This is a genomic window from Rhizobium sp. SRDI969, from assembly GCF_025152725.1.
GTDB lineage: Bacteria > Pseudomonadota > Alphaproteobacteria > Rhizobiales > Rhizobiaceae > Rhizobium > Rhizobium leguminosarum_I.
Map to the genome: position 1 here is coordinate 2,446,089 of NZ_CP104035.1, position 21,413 is coordinate 2,467,501.

18 protein-coding genes and 3 pseudogenes are annotated in these 21,413 nt (G+C 62.0%); 6 read left to right on the plus strand and 15 right to left on the minus strand.

What is annotated here, in order from left to right; all coding sequences use genetic code 11:
- Nucleotides 1-36: 36 nt before the first annotated feature.
- The gene (locus N2A41_RS12305; RefSeq protein WP_222279599.1) at nt 37-816 is read right to left on the minus strand and encodes an alpha/beta fold hydrolase; all 780 of its coding nucleotides are present in this window, start codon (nt 814-816) and stop codon (nt 37-39) included.
- 314 nt (nt 817-1,130) lie between these two features.
- Between N2A41_RS12305 and N2A41_RS12310 the strand changes: the two genes are divergently transcribed.
- Complete coding sequence (locus N2A41_RS12310) at nt 1,131-1,637, plus strand: MarR family winged helix-turn-helix transcriptional regulator (protein ID WP_170262006.1); 507 nt, start codon at nt 1,131-1,133, stop codon at nt 1,635-1,637.
- Nucleotides 1,638-1,669: 32 nt separating this feature from the next.
- Here the strand turns inward: N2A41_RS12310 and N2A41_RS12315 are convergent, their stop codons facing one another.
- The gene (locus N2A41_RS12315) at nt 1,670-2,971 is read right to left on the minus strand and encodes an epoxide hydrolase family protein (RefSeq protein WP_222279219.1); all 1,302 of its coding nucleotides are present in this window, start codon (nt 2,969-2,971) and stop codon (nt 1,670-1,672) included.
- Between the two features lie 231 nt (nt 2,972-3,202).
- On the opposite strand from N2A41_RS12315, the gene N2A41_RS12320 reads away from it, so the two are divergent.
- Entirely contained in the window at nt 3,203-3,616 is a 414-nt protein-coding gene (locus tag N2A41_RS12320) for an NUDIX hydrolase (protein ID WP_222279217.1), read from the plus strand.
- Nucleotides 3,617-3,654: 38 nt separating this feature from the next.
- Here the strand turns inward: N2A41_RS12320 and N2A41_RS12325 are convergent, their stop codons facing one another.
- The gene (locus tag N2A41_RS12325) at nt 3,655-4,716 is read right to left on the minus strand and encodes a DUF3095 family protein (protein ID WP_222279216.1); all 1,062 of its coding nucleotides are present in this window, start codon (nt 4,714-4,716) and stop codon (nt 3,655-3,657) included.
- A 117-nt stretch (nt 4,717-4,833) separates the two neighbouring features.
- Entirely contained in the window at nt 4,834-5,229 is a 396-nt protein-coding gene (locus N2A41_RS12330) for an Ohr family peroxiredoxin (protein WP_222279214.1), read from the minus strand.
- 272 nt (nt 5,230-5,501) lie between these two features.
- Between N2A41_RS12330 and N2A41_RS12335 the strand changes: the two are divergent.
- Nucleotides 5,502-6,301, plus strand: a pseudogene (locus tag N2A41_RS12335) (class I SAM-dependent methyltransferase).
- 26 nt (nt 6,302-6,327) lie between these two features.
- On the opposite strand, the gene N2A41_RS12340 reads toward N2A41_RS12335, so the two are convergent.
- The 6 genes from N2A41_RS12340 to N2A41_RS12365 all read right to left on the minus strand — a co-directional run bounded on the left by N2A41_RS12340 (nt 6,328) and on the right by N2A41_RS12365 (nt 13,591).
- Entirely contained in the window at nt 6,328-6,948 is a 621-nt protein-coding gene (locus N2A41_RS12340) for a hypothetical protein (protein ID WP_260108883.1), read from the minus strand.
- A gap of 103 nt (nt 6,949-7,051) precedes the next feature.
- Nucleotides 7,052-7,177: a hypothetical protein gene (locus tag N2A41_RS12345; RefSeq protein WP_260108884.1), complete on the minus strand. Its 126-nt coding sequence runs from the start codon at nt 7,175-7,177 to the stop codon at nt 7,052-7,054.
- 383 nt (nt 7,178-7,560) lie between these two features.
- Nucleotides 7,561-7,908, minus strand: coding sequence for a CAP-Gly domain protein (locus N2A41_RS12350; RefSeq protein ID WP_222336138.1), 348 nt, complete (start codon nt 7,906-7,908; stop codon nt 7,561-7,563).
- A 140-nt stretch (nt 7,909-8,048) separates the two neighbouring features.
- A complete protein-coding gene (locus tag N2A41_RS12355) occupies nt 8,049-9,356 on the minus strand; it encodes an extensin-like domain-containing protein (RefSeq protein ID WP_260108885.1) in 1,308 nt (435 codons plus the stop codon).
- Nucleotides 9,357-9,541: 185 nt separating this feature from the next.
- Nucleotides 9,542-11,110 carry a peroxidase family protein gene (locus N2A41_RS12360; RefSeq protein WP_260108886.1) on the minus strand — a complete coding sequence of 523 codons (1,569 nt, stop codon included), beginning with the start codon at nt 11,108-11,110 and terminating at the stop codon, nt 9,542-9,544.
- Between the two features lie 663 nt (nt 11,111-11,773).
- The gene (locus N2A41_RS12365) at nt 11,774-13,591 is read right to left on the minus strand and encodes a methyl-accepting chemotaxis protein (RefSeq protein ID WP_222279208.1); all 1,818 of its coding nucleotides are present in this window, start codon (nt 13,589-13,591) and stop codon (nt 11,774-11,776) included.
- Nucleotides 13,592-13,881: 290 nt separating this feature from the next.
- On the opposite strand from N2A41_RS12365, the gene N2A41_RS12370 reads away from it, so the two are divergent.
- Nucleotides 13,882-14,268 (plus strand): acyl-CoA thioesterase, encoded by a 387-nt coding sequence (locus N2A41_RS12370; RefSeq protein WP_170262013.1) that lies wholly within the window; start codon nt 13,882-13,884, stop codon nt 14,266-14,268.
- A gap of 19 nt (nt 14,269-14,287) precedes the next feature.
- Nucleotides 14,288-14,875, plus strand: coding sequence for a hypothetical protein (locus N2A41_RS12375; RefSeq protein ID WP_017964756.1), 588 nt, complete (start codon nt 14,288-14,290; stop codon nt 14,873-14,875).
- Between the two features lie 273 nt (nt 14,876-15,148).
- Here the strand turns inward: N2A41_RS12375 and N2A41_RS12380 are convergent, their stop codons facing one another.
- The 5 genes and pseudogenes from N2A41_RS12380 to N2A41_RS12395 all read right to left on the minus strand — a co-directional run bounded on the left by N2A41_RS12380 (nt 15,149) and on the right by N2A41_RS12395 (nt 21,047).
- Nucleotides 15,149-16,333, minus strand: coding sequence for a DUF1501 domain-containing protein (locus N2A41_RS12380; protein WP_222279206.1), 1,185 nt, complete (start codon nt 16,331-16,333; stop codon nt 15,149-15,151).
- 112 nt (nt 16,334-16,445) lie between these two features.
- A complete protein-coding gene (locus tag N2A41_RS12385) occupies nt 16,446-17,957 on the minus strand; it encodes a DUF1800 domain-containing protein (RefSeq protein ID WP_260108887.1) in 1,512 nt (503 codons plus the stop codon).
- Between the two features lie 219 nt (nt 17,958-18,176).
- Nucleotides 18,177-18,245, minus strand: a pseudogene (locus tag N2A41_RS33420) (DMT family protein); the annotation flags it as partial.
- A 222-nt stretch (nt 18,246-18,467) separates the two neighbouring features.
- On the minus strand, nt 18,468-19,718 hold the full coding sequence (locus tag N2A41_RS12390; protein ID WP_222384145.1) for an MFS transporter: 1,251 nt from the start codon (nt 19,716-19,718) through the stop codon (nt 18,468-18,470).
- Between the two features lie 525 nt (nt 19,719-20,243).
- The gene (locus N2A41_RS12395; RefSeq protein ID WP_260108888.1) at nt 20,244-21,047 is read right to left on the minus strand and encodes a class I SAM-dependent methyltransferase; all 804 of its coding nucleotides are present in this window, start codon (nt 21,045-21,047) and stop codon (nt 20,244-20,246) included.
- A gap of 223 nt (nt 21,048-21,270) precedes the next feature.
- Here N2A41_RS12395 and N2A41_RS12400 point away from each other — a divergent pair.
- Nucleotides 21,271-21,405, plus strand: a pseudogene (locus tag N2A41_RS12400) (LysR family transcriptional regulator); the annotation flags it as partial.
- Between the last annotated feature and the right edge of the window lie 8 nt (nt 21,406-21,413).

Genomic DNA, 21,413 nt, shown 5'->3' on the forward strand with positions numbered 1-21,413 from the left:
CGGCGAACGCCATGGCCGCTTCGCCGGCCGCTGGGGTCAGTTCGTATTCTGCCCCGCCTCGATGATCAGCCGGGCGATCTCGTCAGGGTGGGAGATCAGCGACAAATGGCTGGCCTTCACCTCTATCGTCTTCGCCCCCATGCGCTTGGCCATGAAGCGTTCGAGATCGGGATTTATCGTCCGATCCTCGGTCGAAACGGCATACCAACTCGGCTTCGAACGCCAGGCCGCCTGTGTCGTCTTGCCGGTCAGCAGCGCCTTTTGAAACGGCTGCTGCACGGCATAGAGAATTTTCGCCTTCGCCTCCGGCAAGTCGCCTGCGAAATCGCGCAAGAAGGCTTCCTCGCTCAGCCGACCTTCGTCGCCGTCGAACACGATGCCGGCCGAAGCCGGCGGCGTCGGAAAGGTCTTGGCGAGAGCGGTATAATCCTCACCTGCATCAGGCGCCCGCGCCGCCACATAGACGAGCGCCGAAACATCAGGGTGCACACCGGCCTCGGTGACCATCATGCCGGAAAACGAATGCCCGACCAGAACCGTCGGCCCATCCTGCCGGTCGAGCACCCGCTTCACGGCAGCGACGGCCTCGGGCAGCGTCGTCAGCGGGTTCTGCACCGCCGTGGCATTGAGCCCAGCCGCCTGCAGGCGCGCGATCACCTCGGTCCAGCACGAGCCGTCGGCAAACAACCCGTGCGCCAGCACGACGTTGCGCGCCTTAACGGGAGCGGATGTCGCGGCCATGCCGCGGGTAGCAAGCAGAGAAGCGGCGGCGCCGGCAACTAGGGCAGCCGAGAAGGTCCGTCTGTTCATCATCATGATCTGGTTCCTTGTGCGTCCGGTGGTTGCTGAAACCGTTGCCGACAGGGTGGCGATAAGAAGGCCCGACATCAAATCTCCAAAGCTCGCGATGGCCGAGCTTTGATCGGGAAAGTATCGGAAATTAGCTCCAAACGCGTCATCTCTTTTTGCTGCAACCAAAAACCAGTTCGCCGCCCCGACACTGGCCGCCGCTCCGGAAGCTGGGGGCGACGGCCGGATAGGCTGTCCAAAAACAGCAGTCGAGTCAATTGCGATTTAATCGGATACGATATATATAAGTCCTAGCATTCAGAACCTAGTAGGATAAACCCATGCCCGCATCTAAAACCGCAAGACAGACTGGCAGTCCCGCGCCCGCCTCCCCGCCAGCGGGCAAGGAAGGCCGAAAACTTTCGAATTTCCTGTGCTTCGCGGTCTATTCGGCAAATCTCGCCTTCGGCCGCGCCTATAAGCCGATCCTGGACGAGCTTGGCCTGACCTATACCCAATATATCACCATGGTGGCTCTCTCCGAAGAGGATGACCAGACCGTCGGCGCATTGGGGGAAAAGATGTTCCTCGAATCCAACACGCTGACCCCCATCCTCAAGAAGCTGGAGTCGAATGGTTATATCACCCGTCACCGCGATCCCGCCGACGAGCGGCAGGTGCGGGTCAGCCTGACGCCGGCGGGGCGCCAACTCGTTGAAACCGATCCCGGCGACGCGCTGATTGGCGCCATCGGTCTCGGCGACGACTTTCCCGTCGTGCAGAAATCGGTGACGACGCTGCGCGACAACCTGCTGCGGTCAACGCAGGGCGAACCGGGGAAATCGTGATCGCGGCATCAGTCGCCTGATCCCGCTTGGCTCTATTGCCGCAGCGGCCGGAACGCCGTCCTAAGCTCGGCAGTGAAAGCCATCGGCTGTTCCCAGGCGGCGAAGTGACCGCCCTTCGGCAGCCGGTTATAGTGGATGAGCTTCGGATAGGCCCTCTCCGCCCAGCTCTGCGGCGCCTGGTAGATCTCATCGGGAAAAGCACTGACCGCCACCGGGATCTTGATGCCCCTGGGGTCGAAGAACCCGCCCGACGGATGGTGCGCATTGTCCCAATAGAGGCGTGCAGAGGAGATTGCTGTGTTCGTCAGCCAGTAAAGCGTGACGTTGTCGAGGATATCGTCCTTCGTCAGCCCCTCGGGCTCTCCGTCGAAAACGCGGGCGATCATCCGGTAACTGCGGATGTCGTGATCTAGCATCCACGAAGCAAGCCCGATCGGCGAGTCGACGATCCCGTAGAGTGTCTGCGGTCGGTTGTTCATCTCGATGGCATAACCCAGCCCATTCTTGTAGAAGTCGTCGAGCTGATCGAAGGCGCGCCTTTCGTCCGGCGAAAGGTCGGCTGGCGGCATGCCGCCGGCGGCAAGAACCTTGGCGATGTCAGCCGGAACCGTGGCCGCCATGTTCGTATGGATGCCGAGCAATCCGGGCGGCTCCTGCACCGCCATCAGTTCGGTGACCGCGTTGCCCCAGTCGCCACCCTGCGCCACGAACTTCGTATAGCCGAGACGTTGCATCAGCGTCACCCAGGCGTGCGCGATGCGTGGCGGGTTCCAGTTCCCCGACCCCGTCGGTTTCCCGGAAAAGCCGTAGCCCGGCAAAGACGGGATCACCACGTCAAATGCGTCCGCTTCGCTCCCGCCATGCGCTGTCGGATCGGTGAGCGGTTCGATGATCTTCAACTGCTCGATGATGGAGCCAGGCCATCCATGTGTGACGATCAGCGGCAGCGCATTTTTATGCTGGGAGCGCACGTGAATGAAGTGAATATCCAGCCCGTCGATCTCGGTGATGAACTGCGGCAGCGCATTGAGCCGCGCCTCCATCTTGCGCCAGTCGTAATCCGTCGCCCAATGCTTCGCGAGTTTCTGGATCGTCGCGAGCTGCACGCCCTGCGTATCATCCGCGACGGTCTCCTTGTCAGGCCAACGGGTGGCCGCGACGCGCCGGCGCAGATCGTCAAGCTGATCCTCGGGGAAATTGACGCTGAAGGGGCTAAGCCCGTCGCCGTTTGCCTGAGCGCTACGCGTCCCGGCAAGCATGCTCATGGCTCCGGCGGCGGCCGTGGCGGCAAGCAGCTCGCGCCGTGTGGGCGTTGATAGGGATGTGGGTGGCATGACGCTCTCCTCTCCGTTTGATCTGTTCGGAAACGGACGAAGATCGACTGACCGACCTCGTTCGCATCAGCAGGTCATTCGCGTCTGTCCGGGGACTATGCTCCCAGGCAATGTCGGGGGTCAACCTACCCGGTCAGGCTATGCCTCGACTGTCTCGATGGACGACTGGTCATTGCAAAGAGCCGTGGTTGCGGGCAGCATCGGCGCGAGATGATGAGGAAAGGAGAATGCATGCCCGACATCGCGATGGGCGTTTTGAGCCGGAACGGAACCGTTCTTCTGGCCAGGCGCAGTTCCGAGCGCAAGGTGCACCCGGATCGCTGGAGCCTCCCGGGCGGCCATATCGAAGAGGGCGAAGACGCTGAGACGGCGATGTGCCGGGAATTGATGGAAGAAATAGGCGTGACGCCGGAGCTCTGGCAGTTTGCAGGACGGTTCACCTCGGAAGACCAGCCCGAAGCATCCGCGACATTCCATGTCTATCACGTCGATAAATGGCAGGGCCAGCCGCGACTTATCGGTGACGAACACACCGAGCTCAGATGGTTCACCGCCATCGCGACAAAAGAAGCCAAATTAGCGCCGCCTCAGCTCACTGAAATTCTCGCAAACCTCGCCGTACGGGAAACAGGCACTCCCGCTTAGGTTTGTTGGCGGTCACCACGTCTCGCCGGTTGAACGGGTCAGCGCGCATGATGCTGGACGTTGGAAAGCGCACCGGCCTCCATAATCTCGGCCGCCTTGGCATAACCGCCGCCCATTCCGTCGAGGAAATGCAGGTGCGAATCCGGGCTACCTGATGGCACGAGACAAGTCATCAGCGCATGCGACTGGCGGTGCAGTCCGAAATTGATCTCGCCGCGCGCCCTTGCCGGAGCGAGGATCGCTTCGACCCTGTCGATCTGTTCGGGCGTGCAGTCCAGCGTCAGGCGCAAACCGTCATCGAATTTGCGGAAATCCGAATTGGCGGTAACCTCCGACCAGCGTTTCGCATCGACACGCTTGCCGCTGCCTTTGGGCATGGCAACATCCCTGGCGATAGCCATATCCACGGGAACCGGATGACACCGGTGCGACTGCGCATCGAAGACGGCAAGCACGCGCTTTGCCAGCGCCGCAAAAACCTCCGGGCTCGTATCGTCATTCGGCTCCACCAGCAGCGACAGGATCTCGCCCCGCTGGCTCGGGAATGGCGTCCAGTCGCAGCTCAGCCCGGTCAGATCCGGCTTCGTCGCGTAGCGTCCCGGCTTGACCAGATACCGGCCGCTCTTGATCTGCTGCTCCGCCCATTTGAGCCCTCCCCCTGCAAACATCGCATAGGTCGCGTTTTCCGAAGCCGCATAGCGCGCAACTCTTACGTCGCGCCCACTATTGCGGATTTCGCGCACGGTGAGCAGCCCGATACGAAGGGTGAGATCGAGATCGCTTCTTGCAAAGCTCGCGACCTGCCGCAACGCCGAGGTCGCGGCCATGATGCCGTGCGGCGGCAAGGCGAATGCCGCCCCGTCTCCACGAAACACGAAGGGGAAATCGAACGAACCCCAGGCATTGCCGAGAGCGGCGATAACAGATGCACCTGCGAAGTTGACATCTTCATAGCGTCCCGACTTGATCGCCGGCGTCGAGTTGACGACGTCGGTGATGCCGATCAGCCAATCCTCGGGCAGCGGCTCATAGGCGGCTGGGTCGAGCACGAGCGAAAACTCGTCATAGGCCTGGTGTGGCTGGGCATGGCTATTGATCATGGCATGTTCTCCAGATCGGCAAGGTTCCGGTGCCTGCTACCTCAGGAAGGGGTCTGCCGGCCGATCGGCAGGCCCTCCCTATCAAATCCTCGGGCGGTGAGGTCCGCCCTTCCCCGCTCAGACAAGCGTGGTTTCGACGTCGATATTGCCGTGTGTCGCCTTGGAATAAGGGCAGATGCCATGGGCCGCCTCGATCAATTGCTGCGCAATGTCGCGATCGATGCCGGAGAGGCTGACATTGAGGCGCGCCCTGAGGAAAAAGGAGCCGTTGTCGGCGTTGAGAGTAATCTCCGCATCGACCTCAGGGCTGGCGGGCAGCGTGATCTTTCTCTGGGCGGCGGCAAGTTCGATGGCGCCGATATAGCAGGCCGACCAGGCGATGCCGAACAGGTTTTCGGCAGCCGGATGCGGTTGCGGCAGCTTGATGTCGATCGTGCCGTCGCTGCTGCGTGCGGAGCCGTTGCGGCCGCCGGAGATGTGGGTTCTGCCGGTAAAGAGAAGCTTCTCGGTCATGGTGATATCCTTCGGTTCGATTTACTACGCATCCGATTAAATCGGATGCGCTCTAATACGCCGCACCAAAACCGATGTCAACACTATTCCGATTTAATCGGATGCGATTTATTTCTCAGGCCAAACTCATCACATCAAGGTAATCCTCAACGGCAGCTGTGCGAGCAGGCCGACCCGCTGCGCAAAGTCACGTCTTGCCTGGGAACAGAGCCCTCTATAGGCTCTGCCGGCAAGCGCGAGGTGGCTCTCATGAAAAAGCCCGGAGAGATGCCATGTCCTCCATAACGGCAGACAATGCGGGACAGTATGGCGACAGCCGGAAGCTCGCCGCGCGGGCTCGACTGCATAGCCAATACACCATCGCCGAGACGGCCTGGTTTCCATGGGTTGCCGCGCAATTGTCCCTGAAGCCAGGCGATCGTGTCCTCGATGTCGGCTGTGGGCCAGCCTTGGTTCTGGGCGGCAACGGCAGGTCTGCTGCCGGCGGACCTTCACCTGACGCTCGCCGACCTTTCAGCCGGTATGGTCGACGAGGCAATGGCGCGTTGCAGCGCACTGCCATTCGGCTCCGTCCGCGGCTTGCCAGGCCGACGCCGCCGCGCTCCCCTTCGAAGATGACGCTTTCGATGCCGTGGTCGCGATGCATATGCTCTATCATCTGCCCGACCCGGCCGCGGGCATCGCGGATATGTCAAGAGTGCTCAGGCCGGGTGGCCTGCTCGCGGTCACAACCAACGGCGCCGGCAATATGCGCGAGATCTACGCGCTGACGACCGTATTCGGCAGTGCCCCATCCGATCCGGCTGCCGAAGCCTTCGGATATGACGCTGCCGAACGATCGATGCGGTCGCAGTTTGGAAACGTGACCACGTCGCAGCATCCGGCAAGCCTGAAGATCACTGAGCCCGAGGATGTATTCCTGGCGCTCACCTCCTACCCGCCGGGCGATGGCGCCCGCGAGCTCCAGCTTACCAAATTCCGTCAAGCCATTGCCGATGCCTTCAGCCAACGCAACGGCGTGCTTGAGGTCCGCAGGGAGACCGCGCTGTTCCTCAGCAGAAAGGCGGCCTGATCCGTATCGCGGTGTCTGCTGCGCCCTTACGACCGCGGCCGGCCGTCGTCGAACAGCGCGGCAAGCCACTGGTAGTATCGTGGCTGCTTCTCCCGCATCTGGTTGCGCGAATAAGGTGGCCGATCGATGTCGCCGAACAGGTAGACGCTGGCCGTGACCGCGAAGAATTCGTGACCATTGCTCATCATGTAGGAATCGCCCGGCCAGACCCGCTTGCCGATATCGAAGAATTGCGCGACATCGGTATTGCCGAATCCGCCCGGAAGCATCCGGTCGTGATAGGCATGCAGAAGTTCATGCAGGATGATCGGCTTGTCGGGCGCAAGACTTTTGACGCGCAGGTCGATGCCGGTCTTGCTGCTGTAGTGGCCGGGCCCCGCTTTTGCGGCGGCGGGGTTGGCCCAGATCCTGATCGTGCGCATGAAGGTGAGGACATCGGGTTTCAGATTGACATGCTCGACGATATCGAGCTGCCGCTTGACCGTCGCGGCCATCTCCCGATCGGGCTCCGCGCCCTTGGCGTTGGTGAGATCGACCTGCCATCCGTGATAGGTGAAAACCAGCGGATCGGCCCCCGCCGTTCCCGTGGCCGCGATCATGAAGATGATGGCGGCGCAGAGCGCCAGGATTTTCGAAATCGGTCTCATGGCCGCTCCTCAACATGTCCCACGCGGACTGTTGCACAGGCAAACTGAAGGCACAATCACATCATGTCGGCCAACCTGCAGTTAACTAACCGCCACTATCCGTTCACGCCTCCACGCCCGAACGCATGCTCTGGAAGAAATCGACAAGCGGCCGCGGCGCCTGGTCGTTGAAGCACATGTCGAGGCCGGCGGCCAATTGTGCGGCCGCATCTTCGCTGCGGGGAAGCATCGCCGCTTCGTAGGAGGCGAGTGCTGCCTCGATATCATCCCGTCAGCAATGATCGCCTGCGCCGGTTCCGCGCCGTCGAGCATCGCCAGATTGGCGCCTTCGCCGGCAAAGGGCGACATCAGATGCGCGGCATCGCCGATCAGCGTGAGGCCTGGCCGGCGCTGCCAGCGGTGGCCGAAAGGCAAGGCATAAAGCGGCCTTGCGATCAACGGCGCCTCGCTTCTGGCGATGAGGTCGACGAGCGAGGGATGCCAATCGTTGAAACGCGCCAGCACGTCCTCGCGCAGGCCAAGATGGGTTGTGCCGAAGCCGCCGTGCAGCCGCTGCTTCGGATGTATCGGTCAGCAATGGCGGGTCGCCGGGAGATCCCGGTGCAACAGCGCTCAGACCTTCTCTTTCTTCCTGATTTTTTCCTTCGGTTCGACTGGCGCATCGGGCGTCGGGGCCAGAAGCTTGCGCAGCGATCCGATCTTGTCCTTCACCAGTGGCCGGAAACGCGTCGCGCGATAGGGCATGTCGGCCGCCCCATAACCTTCCGGCCCGTCGTCATTGCCGCGATGAATTTCCGCGAGCTTCACCCCGATGAAGGTGCCGTCGATATAATGGGTATATTCGCCCACCCAGCGGATCGTATAGATCTCGCCTTTGCGGATGAGCTGGTCGATGCTCACATGCTTGAAGGTATCGTTGATGCAGACGACCTTCTGGCCGACATGGAAATCATAACTCATGGATCAAACTCTCGAAACGGCAATCCGCTTGGCCGATCTATAGCGTGCCCTGCGGCGGGGATGAACCGTTTTCTCGCAGCCAGGCCCCGATTGCTGCGGCACCAGCCGCAGCCATGCCGCACACTTTAAGGCGGCATGCATCAGTCGCAATAGGCCTTGCCGCTCTTGCGGGAGCGAAGATCGAAGTGGAAGTGGTTCCAGTGCTCCGGGTTGCTGCCCGGCCCGAGCACGGTGTTGAAATAGCGGCAGCTGTCGCTGCGCACCGCCTTCAGCAGCCGCCCCTCGCGCAGCGAGAACAGCCCCTTCTTGCGCACGTCGATTTCGTGGCCGTTCTTCAGCACGAACTTGCCGACGTCGATGGCGTTGCCGCGGGCGTGTTCCGACATCGGATTGTATTTCTGCCGGCTGTTGTTCATGCGCCGGCAGGAATAGCCGCCGAGCGGCTGGATCGTCTTGATGCCGCTCCAGTAGCGATAGCGGGCGGACGGTGCCAGCTCGTTCTTCACCCATTTGGCGAAAGCGAGCGTCACCTGGCAGTTCAGCGTCACGGCCGGGCGCACGCCGATATTGCCGGAAAGCCCCTTCAGCGACACCGGATAAGGCACCTGGCAGGCCGGCCCGTTCGAAATCGGCGGCTTGTCGTCGAAGAGCACGCCCATGCGCTTCAGCTCGCGCCGGCAGGCAAGCTCGGAGGACGGCATGACGCTGGGATCGACGGGCGCTGCCGGCTCACTCATCATCGGATTGTTCGGCCGCAGCATCGCGACCTCTTCGCTCTCGTCCTCTTCGGGAACACGGGTCGGCGCCACCACAGGGCTGCCGTCGTTCCAGGCAGGCGCCCGGCTCATCTGTGCCTCGGCCGCCGGCTGCGGCATTGCCTGCTGCGGGGGCTGGCGCATGGGCTGGTTGAGCTGCGTTGGACTATCGGTGCCGATGCCGTCGACAACCGGCTCGGTGGCGTTGCCCTCGGCGATCTGCTGCTGTTGTTCCTGCGCCAGCCCGACAACCGGCTCGGCCCCGAGATCGTCATCCATGTTGACGCCGCCGGACGGGATCGCAAGCACCTGCGTGCCGCCCCAGTTCTGGTTCTGCTGCGCTAAGGCCTCGTCGCTGTCGATCATCGGCAGCTTGCCCCGCCGCGCCTGTGGTGCGGCTTGGGCGGCATGGCCGGTGCCGGCAAGGTTTGGCGTATCGAGATAATCGACCGAGCCCTGGCTATTGCCGACGGGCGCGCTGGAAACCGGATAGGTGGCCTGGCTCTCCACCGGCGCCATGCGCACGGCAGGTGCCATGCGCGCTGCCCCCCGCGACGGCGAGATCGAGCTGACCCTAGTGCCATTGTCGACATTGGCCGGCGGCACCAGTCCGTCGCTGATCGAACAGGTCGTCAGCGCCGCCGAGAGGATAACGGGCAAAAGGGTTCGCCGAGGAAAGGAAACAAACGCCATACTCTTATCGCTTCCGCAGGCTGGCTGGGCAGTGACCGAAAAAACTCACTCCAAATTTAATAAAAAACGGTGAACGAAAGCTTACCCGCGCAATCTGAAGGCGATGAACGCGAAAAGGCCGCTCTCGCGGCCTTTTCAAGGTTGAGTCACGAGGCCCAGCGCAGTTTCGCGCTGCGCGAGATCGGCTACCTGTTCGTGAAATTGATCAGATCGGCCATGGTGAAATGACCCGCCACAGCGCTCGGCAATGTCGGCCGCCACTTCGGCCATTGCGCCAGGAACGAGTGGCGATCCTCGCGGATGAGGCCGGCGAGGACCTCGGCAATGATCGTGCCGCCGACCGGTCCGAGATGCTGGCTATTCCCTGCTATCTCCGCCTCGCGCAGGATGTAGAACCACAGCGGCGCGTTGCCATTGAAGATGCCGGGATGATCGATCAGCAATTTGCCACGCGCCTCCTTCCTCTCGGCATCCTCGCTGTCGAACAGTTGTTCGTCCGACAGCGCCTCCATTTCCATGTGGCGGGCGACTGCTTGGCCGGAAGGCAGTCCGAGGCGCCAGCCGCGCAAAAGGTTCAAGGCGGCGAGCGCCCTGTGGGCCTTGATCGGCTCCTTCTGATGATCCGGCAGGCTGGTCAGCGGATCGACCAGCAGCGTATCGAGCTTGTAGGAGGGCTGCGGCAGAATGGCGCCCGGGGGCGGCGCTCCATCCGGAGCGACCCCGTCGAAGAAGAAGGCCCAATCGATCGACCAGAAGTCGGGAAGCTCACGGAACCCGTTCAAATTCGCCAGCGGCTCCTGCGCCACGTCGGTCAAGGAGAATATCGGAATGCGGTTGAACTTTGCCATTTTTCCATTGAATGGCTGCTCGTCGGGCCTGGCCTTCGTCACGATCCTGTTGAGGGAATAGCTCGGCCTCACCATCGTATGGCCATATCGGTAAGCCGCGACCGAGAATTCGACCGGGATAAAGGCATACCGGCCCTGCGGATTGTAGAAGCGAATGACAGGCTTTTCGCCTCGTCCGACGATGACGCGCTCATAAGTCTCCTGACCGATTATCCTGGGCAGGAAATCATGCAGGACGATCCACTGGTAATGCCAGCGGACCGTCTGCTGACAGAGCTCGAAATCGCTGGTGCCGAGCGTATCCACCACCTTGTTGTGAAATCTGAGGAAGGTGGTGTGGAGCTGCGAGACGATCAGGTTTTCGTCATTGCGCTTGTCGCCGAGCAGCGCGCGGCGGATCGGGGCACTGTTCCTCGGCAGATCGGGGCGGTTGTTTCGCGCCTTGTCGAAATCCTTGTCCGTCCCGAGCAGCATGTGAAGCTCGTCGTCCTCATAAAGGAAAGGCTGGTCCGATGGCCCCGAGCCATAGACCGAATCCAGATCGAGACGCGGCGTGCGGAAGTCCTGCAGGGCATCGGGATCGTTGAAGCGATCGAGCGACGAGGCCGGATCGAAGGTGATATCATGATCGAGAAACTGCCCGAAATAGGTGAAACCGGCAGGGATCGCCGGATTTTCGTCTTCAGGCTCCCTCTCGTTGAGCGCAACATCGACGGGCTCGTGATCCTTGATCTTCTCCGCGAACTCCCCCTGGAACATCGTTTTCGCGAGATCGACGAGCGCCGCTTCGGTAAATGCGGCGGACGGCAGGTTGCGGAACATCCTCCCGAACCTCTGATCGCGAACGCTCGATTGCGCGACGTTATCCATACCTCTCACAGGCGAACCATGCTTGCTCTGAGCCATTTCGGGCCTCCCTCGGTTTGCAAAGCTGGAATGCGATTACGGAAAAACCCTGGAGGTTTCCGGCAGCGGAGTGATTGAGGGCAGCGGCATCGATGCGGACGACTGCAGGCGGCAAAAGGTCGGTTTCATCGATCCCCGATGCAGGGGAACAGGCAGCGGCCATGCCAAAGCCGCCGGAACTGTGGTCTCGGATATTTAGAGAAATTGGAGAATTGTGTTGGCTTCCGTTACGGTAGCTATCGCTAGCTTCGAAATGCCCTCGTCCCTCAAGTACAACCTGAATGAAGCATGTCAGCAGAATAATTGCAACGACATTCGCTTACTGATTGAATATGCTTCTTTTTTACCAAGAACTTCCGCAACGTATAGTTCTCTGAAAAGCTTGGAATTGCCGCCAAGGTCGATCGTCAATAGTCGGGAGCGAGTATAGAGGAGAGCTGCAACGACTATGAATGCTGACAAAGTCCGCCTACCTCTTCTCCGTCATCCTCGGCCTTTGTTGTACGGCCTTGATACATAGCTGACAGATGCTCGGGACAAGCCCGAGCATGACGAAAGAGGAGTAACCGGCTCAACGAAAAAGAGCCGTCGCGACGGCTCTTTTCCTATGCGGTTTATTGAAGTGCGGGCCGTTCGACATCGCCGACAGGCCGTCAGTACGTCTCACGCAGCCCGCGTGTAACGCTGGGCCTGAGGTTCGCCGCCGCGCAGGCGGAAATTCGCGAGTAGCGTTTTCAGCTGGGTGCTTTCGTCGGCAAGCGTGCGGCTTGCCGCCGTCGTTTCCTCGACCATCGCGGCGTTCTGCTGTGTCATCTGGTCCATATGGTTGACGGAGCTATTGATCTCGTTCAGCCCGGTCGACTGCTCGCGCGCCGCCGTGGCGATCGACGCGACGTGATCGTTGACCCGATTGACCAGCGCCTCGATCTCCAGCAGCGCATCACCGGTCGAGCGCACCAGCGCCACGCCGCCCTCGACTTCGGCCGCCGAGCGGCTGATAAGCGCCTTGATCTCCTTGGCTGCATTGGCGGAACGCTGGGCAAGTTCGCGCACTTCCTGGGCGACGACGGCAAAGCCGCGGCCCGCCTCGCCGGCACGGGCGGCCTCGACGCCGGCATTCAGCGCCAGCAGGTTGGTCTGGAAGGCGATTTCGTCGATGACCGAGATGATCTGGCTGATGCGGTTGGAGGATTCCTCGATCCGGCCCATCGCGGTGACCGCATTGCGGACGATCTCGCCGGATTTTCCGGCGCTCGCCTTGGTCTCAGTCACCATCTCGCGCGCCTCGTTCGCGCGCTCGGATGCGGTCTTGACGGTCGCGGTGATCTCGTCGAGCGCTGCCGCCGTCTCTTCGAGTGCGGCCGCCTGCTGTTCCGTACGCTTCGACAGATTGCCGGTCGCCTCGCTGATGTCGGAAGCACTTTCGTTGACGACATGACTCGATTCGGCGATCGCATGGATCACGCCGTTCAGCGCGTCGACGGCGGCGTTGAAATCGCCCCTCAGCTTGGCGTAATCCTCGCCGATATCGCCGATCGCAACCGTCAGGTCGCCGCCCGCAAGCTTCTCCAGCCCGACGCCGAGCGCCTGCATCGCTTGGGTTTGCCGCTCGGAGGCCGAACGCAGACTTGCCTCGTTGCCGCGGCGCTCTTCTTCGATCTGGCGCTGCCTTTCGTCTTCCCGCCCTCGCAGCGCCCTGCGCTCGTCGACGGAATCGCGCAGCACCAGCAGCGCCTTGGCCATCTGGCCGATCTCGTCGCGGCGGTCGCTGCCGGCGATCTCCACAGATGCTTCTTCGGCCGCAATCGCGTTCATTGCCGCCTTCAGCCGCGCGATCGGCACTGTCACGCTGCGCACGATGGCATAGGCGATGGCGATTGTCGCGGCGGCGCCAAGCAGGCAGAGCAGTGCGGCCCAGATCGCGTTCTGGCGATAGAGCGCGGCAAGGTCATCCGCATAGACACCGGTGCCGACGATCCAGCCCCAGGGCTCGAAACCGGCGACATAGGAATATTTCAGCACTGGCTGGTCGGCGCCCGGCTTCGGCCAAAGATAATCGACGAAGCCCTTGCCGTCCTTCTTCACCTTGTTGACAAACTCGACGAACAGGAACTTGCCGGTCGGATCCTTCATCTGGGAGATATCGGTACCATCAAGCTGCGGCTTGATCGGGTGCATCACCATCGTGGGACGCATGTCGTTGATCCAGAAATAACCGTCTGCGCCGTAGCGCATCGCGCCGATCACGTCCTTGGCGGCGGCCTGCGCCTGTTCGCGGGTCATCGTACCCGCCTGCTCCATCTTGTAATATTTGTCGAAGATGCCGAGCGCCGTGGCATCCATTTGCGCCAGCCCCGCCTTCCGCTCCGCTTCCAGCTCGGAATAGGAATAGTTCAGAAAGAAGACCATCGTAGCCGCGAGCACGGCAAGCGTGAATCCGACGAGGCAGTAAAGACGGGTGGAAATCTTGACGTTGCGCATGAGGTTCCCAGCGATTCTTGTAAGTGAGATCAATCCCATTCTGAATTGCCGGAATTACTGGAGCGTAAAGCTTAATTAGAAGATTATTAAATAACGTAAGGTCAGACCAAAGCGGCAGAAATCAACCGTTTGAAATCAAACGAAATTTCAATCCACAACGGCTGCAACATTTTTCCCGTCCGCTACCTTCAGCGCTCCGCCTTGCCATCTTTTACAGCCCACGGCCTTTGCATTAGGGTGCTCCTCAGTGAATCGCCGGCCCATGGCCCGCATCAGATGGAGAACCCTTGATGACCGATGCCGCCAAGCCGAGAGGCGAACTGACGCTCAGGACGCTTGCCATGCCCGGCGATGCCAATCCGGCTGGCGATATCTTCGGCGGCTGGGTCATGGCGCAGATGGACCTTGCCTCAGGCATCCGTGCGGCCGAACGCGCTAAGGGTCGTGTCGTCACCGCCGCGGTCAAGGAGATGGCCTTCGAACTGCCGGTCAAGATCGGCGACACGTTGTCGGTCTATACCGATATCGACCGCGTCGGCCGCACCTCGATCACGCTCTGCGTCGAAGCCTGGGCGCACCGCGCACGTTACGCCAAGATGGAAAAGGTCACAGCTGGCACCTTCATCATGGTGGCGCTCGACGAAGAGGGCAAACCGAAGCAAGTCGCCGAGGAGTGACAGGCCAAGGATCGAAAGCATGGAAACTGTCAGCTCGCCGGAGGTCTTCCTTCACATCAAGGTGGTGATGGGCATGGTCATCAGCCTTTCGCTCGCCAGGGTGCTCACCGGCCTTGCCGGCATCGTCCAGCATCCCGCCAAGGCGAAAGTCTATGCCATCCATCTCGGCTGGGCGCTGTCGATGTTCCTCTTCATCATCCATATCTGGTGGTGGGAATATCGCCTGCAGGCCGTGCCTGCGATCGGCTTTGGCATCTATCTCTTCCTGATCTGCTTCTGCAGCCTGTTTTTCCTGCTTTGCGCCCTGCTCTTCCCCGCCTCGCTCGACGAATATGGCGGTTACGAGGAATATTTCATCTCGCGGCGCAAATGGTTCTTCGGCATCCTCGGCCTCACCTACGCCGTCGATATTCTCGACACGGCGATCAAGGGCCATGAGCGCATCCTCGCGCTCGGCTGGGAATATCCCGCGCGCAACATCATCTACATCATCCTCTGCGCCATCGCCGCCTGGACCCCCAACCGCCGCTTCCACGCCACCTTCGTCATCGCCAACCTGATCTACCAGGTCAGCTTCATCTTCAGGCTTTATGATGTTTTGGGGTGAGTTGCGGTCGGGCGCAGCCCGAGCAATCGATCCAGTGAATCGATTGCAGCAACGAACGCCCTGAGCCCAAGCGAAGGGCCGGGCAGCGGCTTGCTCCTCGGCGACGCACAGCCTCTCCTCCGTCGTTCCTGTGCTGTCACAGGAACGACGGAGGAGAGGCTGTGCCTCGCCAAGTACAGGCGGCCGCCCGACGCTTCGCCTCCCTCAGAGCGTTCGGCCCCGCAATCGATTCACCGCTCCGATCACTCACGCTTCGCGGCGTCGAGCCACCCCTCACGCCTTCAAAAACTGCGAGCCTTTGTCGAATCCCAGCCCCGGGAAGATCTTCCCCGTCAAATCATCGGCGCTGACATCGAACTGCCGGTAGAGCATTGCCGCGGCGAGTTCGCGCACGTCGGCGGTCGGCATCAGGTCGCGGTCGTCGAGCAGCTGGCCGTCACTGAGCCCCGGCCAACGGCCGAGGATGCGCCCGCCGTTGATGGCGCCGCCGGCAAGCAGCGCGCAGCCGCCGGTGCCGTGGTCGGTGCCGGCTGAGCCGTTCTGGCGCACGGTGCGGCCGAATTCGGTCACGGCAAGCACCACGGTCTTCGACCAGATCTCGGGCCCGAGTGTCGCCTTCAGCGTATTGATCGCCTGGGCGAGGTCCTGCACTGGCCGCTTGAACTGGCCGGCCTGGCCGATATGCGTATCCCAGCCTGATATCGAGAAGCTGGCGATGCGATAATCGCCTTTCAGCATGTTACCGGCGAGCGCTGCCACGTCGGCGATCTTTGCGCCGTGCTGGCCCTCCGGCTCGACCACCATCGAGGCGGTGTCGGCCCGCGTCGCCTCGGCAAGCGCTTCGGCGAACGGCGGATCGCCGGCATAGAGCCGGGCCAGGAACTGCATCTCGTCGCGCGCCGGCGTCAGATTGGAATCCGACGCCCAGACGTCGACATTGTTCGGCCCGGAGAGGATCAGTTCCGTCGAGGTGTTGATGTCGATCGCCTTGCGCCCGTCCGAGCGCGGGATGACGGCGAGCGCCCGGTTCAGCCAGCCGGTCTTTTCCTCGGCGACATGCTCGCCGCCGGATTCCAGCATGTCCTGCCCGTCGAAATGGCTGCGCTGGTCGCGGTAGGGCGTCGACACCGCATGCACGAAGGCGAGTTCCCGGTTCTTCCACAGCGGCATCAGCTCGGCCGCCGCCGGATTGAGGCCGAAATGCCCGTCGAGATCGAGAAGCCCGGTCTCGGGCGTCAGCGCCAGGGTCGGCCTGAGCGCCGCGAAACCGGCATCGCCATAGGGCTGCACCAGATCCAGCCCGTCCATCGCGCCGCGCAGCACGATGGTGACGAAACGGTTGTCACCCGGCATTGCCGCGAACGTGACCGGCGTGAAGACGGGGGCAGCGGCAAGACAGCAGGCAGAGGCCAGAAAGCCGCGGCGGGACAGCGAAATCCGGTTCGTGGGCAGCGTCATGGGCGGGCCTCCTAAGCAGGTTCGGAAAAGTGGTCAATGGTTTTCCGGCCAAACCTGCGATAAAACAAAGGAGCTAAGCAGACGAAGCATTGGCTTGCCAACGAAAGTCTGCTTAGCGGCGATTGAATTCGGGCGATGCCAGCACCAGCGTCAGCCCGCTGATCTTGTTCGGCGCCTGCGATACCACGCGGATCGTCTCGTCGCGCGCCGCATCGGCAAGCGTCGATTTCAAGAATTCGCGCGGATCTTCGTCCCGGCCGAACTGTGCTGCGGCCCGCCTCGCCCAGGCCAGCCGCTCGGCGAGCTGGCTGCCGGTGATCCAGGCGGAGAAGCCTTCCTCGAAACCGGCCGGGCTCGGCGGCAGCCAGGTCGGTTGCCCCATGCGCCTGAGTGCGTCCTGCCCCAGCGCCCGCGCCGTCCGGAAGGCTTTGAGGCGCTTCTCCCTCGCCTCGCCGGCGGGGTCCGTCGGCACCGGCGATCCTGCCATGCCAGGCGTGTTCGCCGCCATGTCGCCCTCGTCCGTACCCTGCTGGTTGGCCGCCAGGAAACTGCCGACGATGCCGTTGACCGGTCCCGCATTCAAAGCCCTCAGGCCGGCGACGACATAGTCGAAAGGCTGGCGGGCCTTGGCGCCCTCGTCGCGCCAAGCGGCGGGATGGTCGAGCATCGCAGTGTAGACGGCGGTCAGGTCGCCATCCGTCTTCTTCCAGGCTTCGGCCATATCGGACACCATCCCCTCGTCGGGCTGGTCGGCGATGAAATGCACCGCGAGCTTCCGGCTGATATGCGCCGCCGTCTTCGGATGCAGCGCCAGATCGTCGAGCAGGTCGAGATAATCGTCGCGCGAGCGCCTGCGCCCGCCATAGCTGACGCCCAGCACCTCATGCGCGCCGGGCTCCGATATATTCGGCCGGAAGGCGATGTCCATCTCCTTGCGGTCGATGGTGAGGCCTGTCAGCACCATGGCTGCTGCGGTCACATCCGCCTGGGTATAGCCGCTGCCGGCGCCGAGTGTGTGCAGTTCCAGCAGTTCCCGGCCGAGATTTTCGTTCAGCCCCTTGTTGCGCTTGATGCCGCCGGCTGAATCCGGACCGAGCGAATCCGCCTGGTCGAGATAGATCAGCATGGCCGGATGGGCGGTGGCGCTGCGCAGGAGATCGCCGAACTTGCCTGATATGAATGGCCGGATCGCCTCGGCCTCGTAGAGCGGCACGATGAGGCGCATCGGCAGGCTCTTGTTGGCGCTGGTGGAGAAATGATCGGTCCAGAAGGTCGAAAGCCTCTCATAGAACCCGTACGGCGACAGCACCGCCTGTATCAGCCGCAGGTTCGCATCGTGCTGGAACTGCTGCTGCACTTGCCGCTGCACCCCCTTGCGCATCTCGCGCTGCGTTGCATCGTCGGTTACCGTCTTGGCATCCTGGCGGATCTGCTGCAACTGCGCCTGCAGGCTGAGAATCGCCTGGTGGCGCGTGTCGGGGCCGCCGAGGGGAAAGTCCGGCGTTGCTGCCGCCCCCTTGCGCAGCTGGCCGATGAGCTCGTCCTTGCTGTCCGGCGGCGCCTCGCCCGGCCGGAAGCCATAGCCGAACCGGATCGCCGCCATAGTCGGGAAAGACAGGCTCATGGCAGATCACCTCCTGATCACTGCTAACCAATTCCAGCAAAAGTGCGTCGCGGTTTTGCGTCCGGAATTGCGCAAACAAAAAGTCAGAGCATTTCTTTGACTCGGAGAAAACAGAAATGCGTGAGGTGACAGGCTGCCAGCCGATTGCGACGCCAATCTGTAGGAAATGTGGCGATATCTAGACATGGACAATTTGTAATCTATTGAAAAGGCTAAAGTTTATGCACGAAAGATGAAGGATGCACCAATTGCAATCAGGGCAAAGCCGATCGCATGGTTCCATAGCAGGAGATCAATGCCGGCAGCCCTACCTAGCACACTGCCATTCGCAAGCTCTCAAGACTCGGACCGATCGTCTCATGCGACCGATGGGGATTACCGGCAGCTCGCGCAGCGCCTTGCCTTCCATAATCACCCTGTTGCGATCGGCGTCGCATCTGCAGTTTCGAAGTGCTCAAGAGTTGAAAGGCCGGCAGCCATCGCCGCCGGCCTCCATAGCCACAGGCAGCGCTAGATTCGCATCGCGCCATGCGCTTCCCTAGCCTCCTCCGCGCCGAAGCGGACATCCTTCTTCTCGTAGCCGAAGCCGGCGAGGGCCGCGACGACGAGCGCCACCACGGCTGCGACGATCAAAAGCGCATAGGCATAGTCGCCGTCCCAGCGGGCGGCGAGCCCCGCCTGCAGCGTCGCATTGCCCGACGCCAGCAGGTTGCCGAGCTGATAGGCAAAGCCGGGGAAGGTGCCGCGCACTTCATCCGGCGACAACTCGTTCAGATGCACCGGCACGATGCCCCAGGCGCCCTGGACGAAGAACTGCATCAGGAAAGCGCCGATGGCGAGCAGCACCGGCCCGGGCGCATAGGCCCAGAGCGGCGCGACGGGCACGGCGATCATGGCGGCGATGACGATCGCCCGTCTGCGGCCGATCCGCTGCGACAGCGACCCGAAAAACAGCCCGCCGCAGATCGCCCCGATATTGTAGACGATGGCGATGGCGCCGACCGTATAGCTCGAATAGTTGCGCTGCGTCTCGAGGAAGGTCGGGTAGATATCCTGCGTGCCGTGGCTGAAGAAGTTGAACGCCGTCATCAGCAGCACCGACCAGATGAACAGCGGGATATTTTCGCGCAGCACCGTCAGGAACGGCCGGCGCCCCGTAGCCTGCCGTTTCAGGAAGGCCGGGCTCTCCTCGACATTGCGCCTGATATAGAGCACCAGCAGCGCCGGCAGCGCGCCGACGAAAAACATGCCGCGCCAGCCGATCACAGGAAAGAGCAGGAAGAACACGATCGAGGCGATGAGATAGCCCGAGGGATAGCCCGCCTGCAGAATGCCCGAGACGATGCCGCGGCTCTCCTCCGGCACCGTCTCCATGACAAGCGAAGCGCCCACACCCCACTCGCCGCCCATGGCGATGCCGTAGAGCGCGCGGAAGATGAGGAACATGGTGAGCCCGGTGGAAAAGCCGGTCAGGAATTCGAATATCGAATAGAGCAGCACGTCCGCCATCAGCGTGATGCGCCGTCCGTAACGGTCGGCCGCAAGCCCAAAGACCAGCGCGCCAAGCGCCCGCATGGCAAGCGTCAGGAAGATCGCCACCGAGACGGCGGGAACGTCGGTGTGGAATTCCTCGGCGATATATTTGAGTACGAAGACGAGAATGAAGAAATCGAAGGCGTCAAGCGTCCAGCCGAGATAGCTGGCGATGACGGCATTGCGCTGCTGCGGCGCCAGTCGGCGCAGGCTTTCCAAAGCGGACATTTGATATTCCTCCGTCCGAAAGCGGCGGCGAGGCGGGCAATTCCGGATGCCGTCGGAAGGGGTGCCCGAACCGGGCGGTGATGCTGTTGCGGCTGCGTTTGCAGTCGCAGACAGCGGGCAATAACGTCAGCAATGCTGCCCGTGTTCCATCACGATTGCCGTGATCGGGTGGCACCTCCAGCGCTATATTGGAAGGCGTACACCTTCCAGCACCCTGCCTTTCACGTTGGCGCATGCGGTCCGCTGCCTGCCTTTTCTCCCCAGCGGAGGTCCGAAGGATGGGTCGAGACCCGTGGCTCGACCCCGGTCGGTGCCGGCAGCGATGAGGGGGTGAGCGGCTAAGCCGCGGAATGTACTGAGCGCAAGCGAAGGGCAATCAATGGATCGCGAGAAAGCGAAGAGCAATCAATGACGTAGGACCGTGCCGCCCCTCATCCGACCCTTCGGGCCACCTTCTCCCCGCTGGGGAGAAGAGGGAGCAAGCAGCACGATTCTCGTTTTAGAGGAGGTGGCGCTCCCGCTAATCTATCCGGGCACCCTGCCCCGGCACGCCCACGCCACCGATGCGAACGATCGCGGCCCATTCGGCTCGCCAGCCTCGTAAGCGGCCCTGATGGCGGCATCGACGGCATTTCGCCTCGCCGGGTCCAGACCGGCAACATATTTGCCGAGCGGTCCCTCGCCGGCGGCGATCGGATCCCAATAATCCTCGAAGGAAAGATATTCCATCCGGATCAGCAGCGAGGTCTCCTCGACTTCGGCTAGGCCCTGCGCGATGAAGCTCTCCTTCATTTCCCCCGGCCGCATCATCGGCTGGAAACAATATCTGCGGCGCATCGCCAGCGCGTTCTCGTCGAGCATCGCCACCGTATCCCACATCATCCGCATGCCGGACATGCCGCCATAATGGTCCCAGACGGCGGCCGCGACCACGCCACCCGGGCGCACCACACGACGCATTTCGTATACTGCCTTTCCCGCCTCCGGCACGAAATGCAGCACGAGCAGCGACATCGCCCGGTCGAAGCGGTTATCCTCGAAGGGAAGCGCACAGGCATCGGCCTGCCGGATCGTGACGCGCAGATCGGTGTTGCGTCGCGTTGCGGCCTCGACGAAAACCGGCGAATAGTCGACGGCGGCGATCTCCTGCAGACTTGGCGTTTCCGCCAGCGTAAACGCCAGGCTGCCGGTGCCGCAGCCGACATCAAGCACGCGCTCGCCATCCGAGAGACCAGCGAAATCGATGAGCATCGGCGCCAGCCGCCTGCTCCAGCGCCCCATCAGCCGTTCGTAACCATCTGCACTTTCGACATTGAAACTTGATGGCATTAAAGCCTCCCCCTCAAGGACACAGGTCTTCGATCAAACAATAGCGTTCGCCGGCGACTGTACAAGCGGGATACCATGGGGTGGATCCTCGGCTCGAGGCCAATGATCCCGGGAGGTTGGCTATTGCTGCCTCTTTTCCAACGCGGCTATGAGGCGAGCGCCGGCGATCCGCCTCCATCAAATATCACTGGTCGGCGACATCGATCACGTCGCCGACGCCAGCACCCTGACCGGCGGCCTGCATGGCGTCTATCCCAGCAGCCGGCACTTGCCGCCTTTGGTCAAGGCGTTCATCGAACTGGCCGTTAGACGGCTGAACGCGATAACCGGCAACAGCGACGATTACGTGATCGTCTCCGGTAGCCC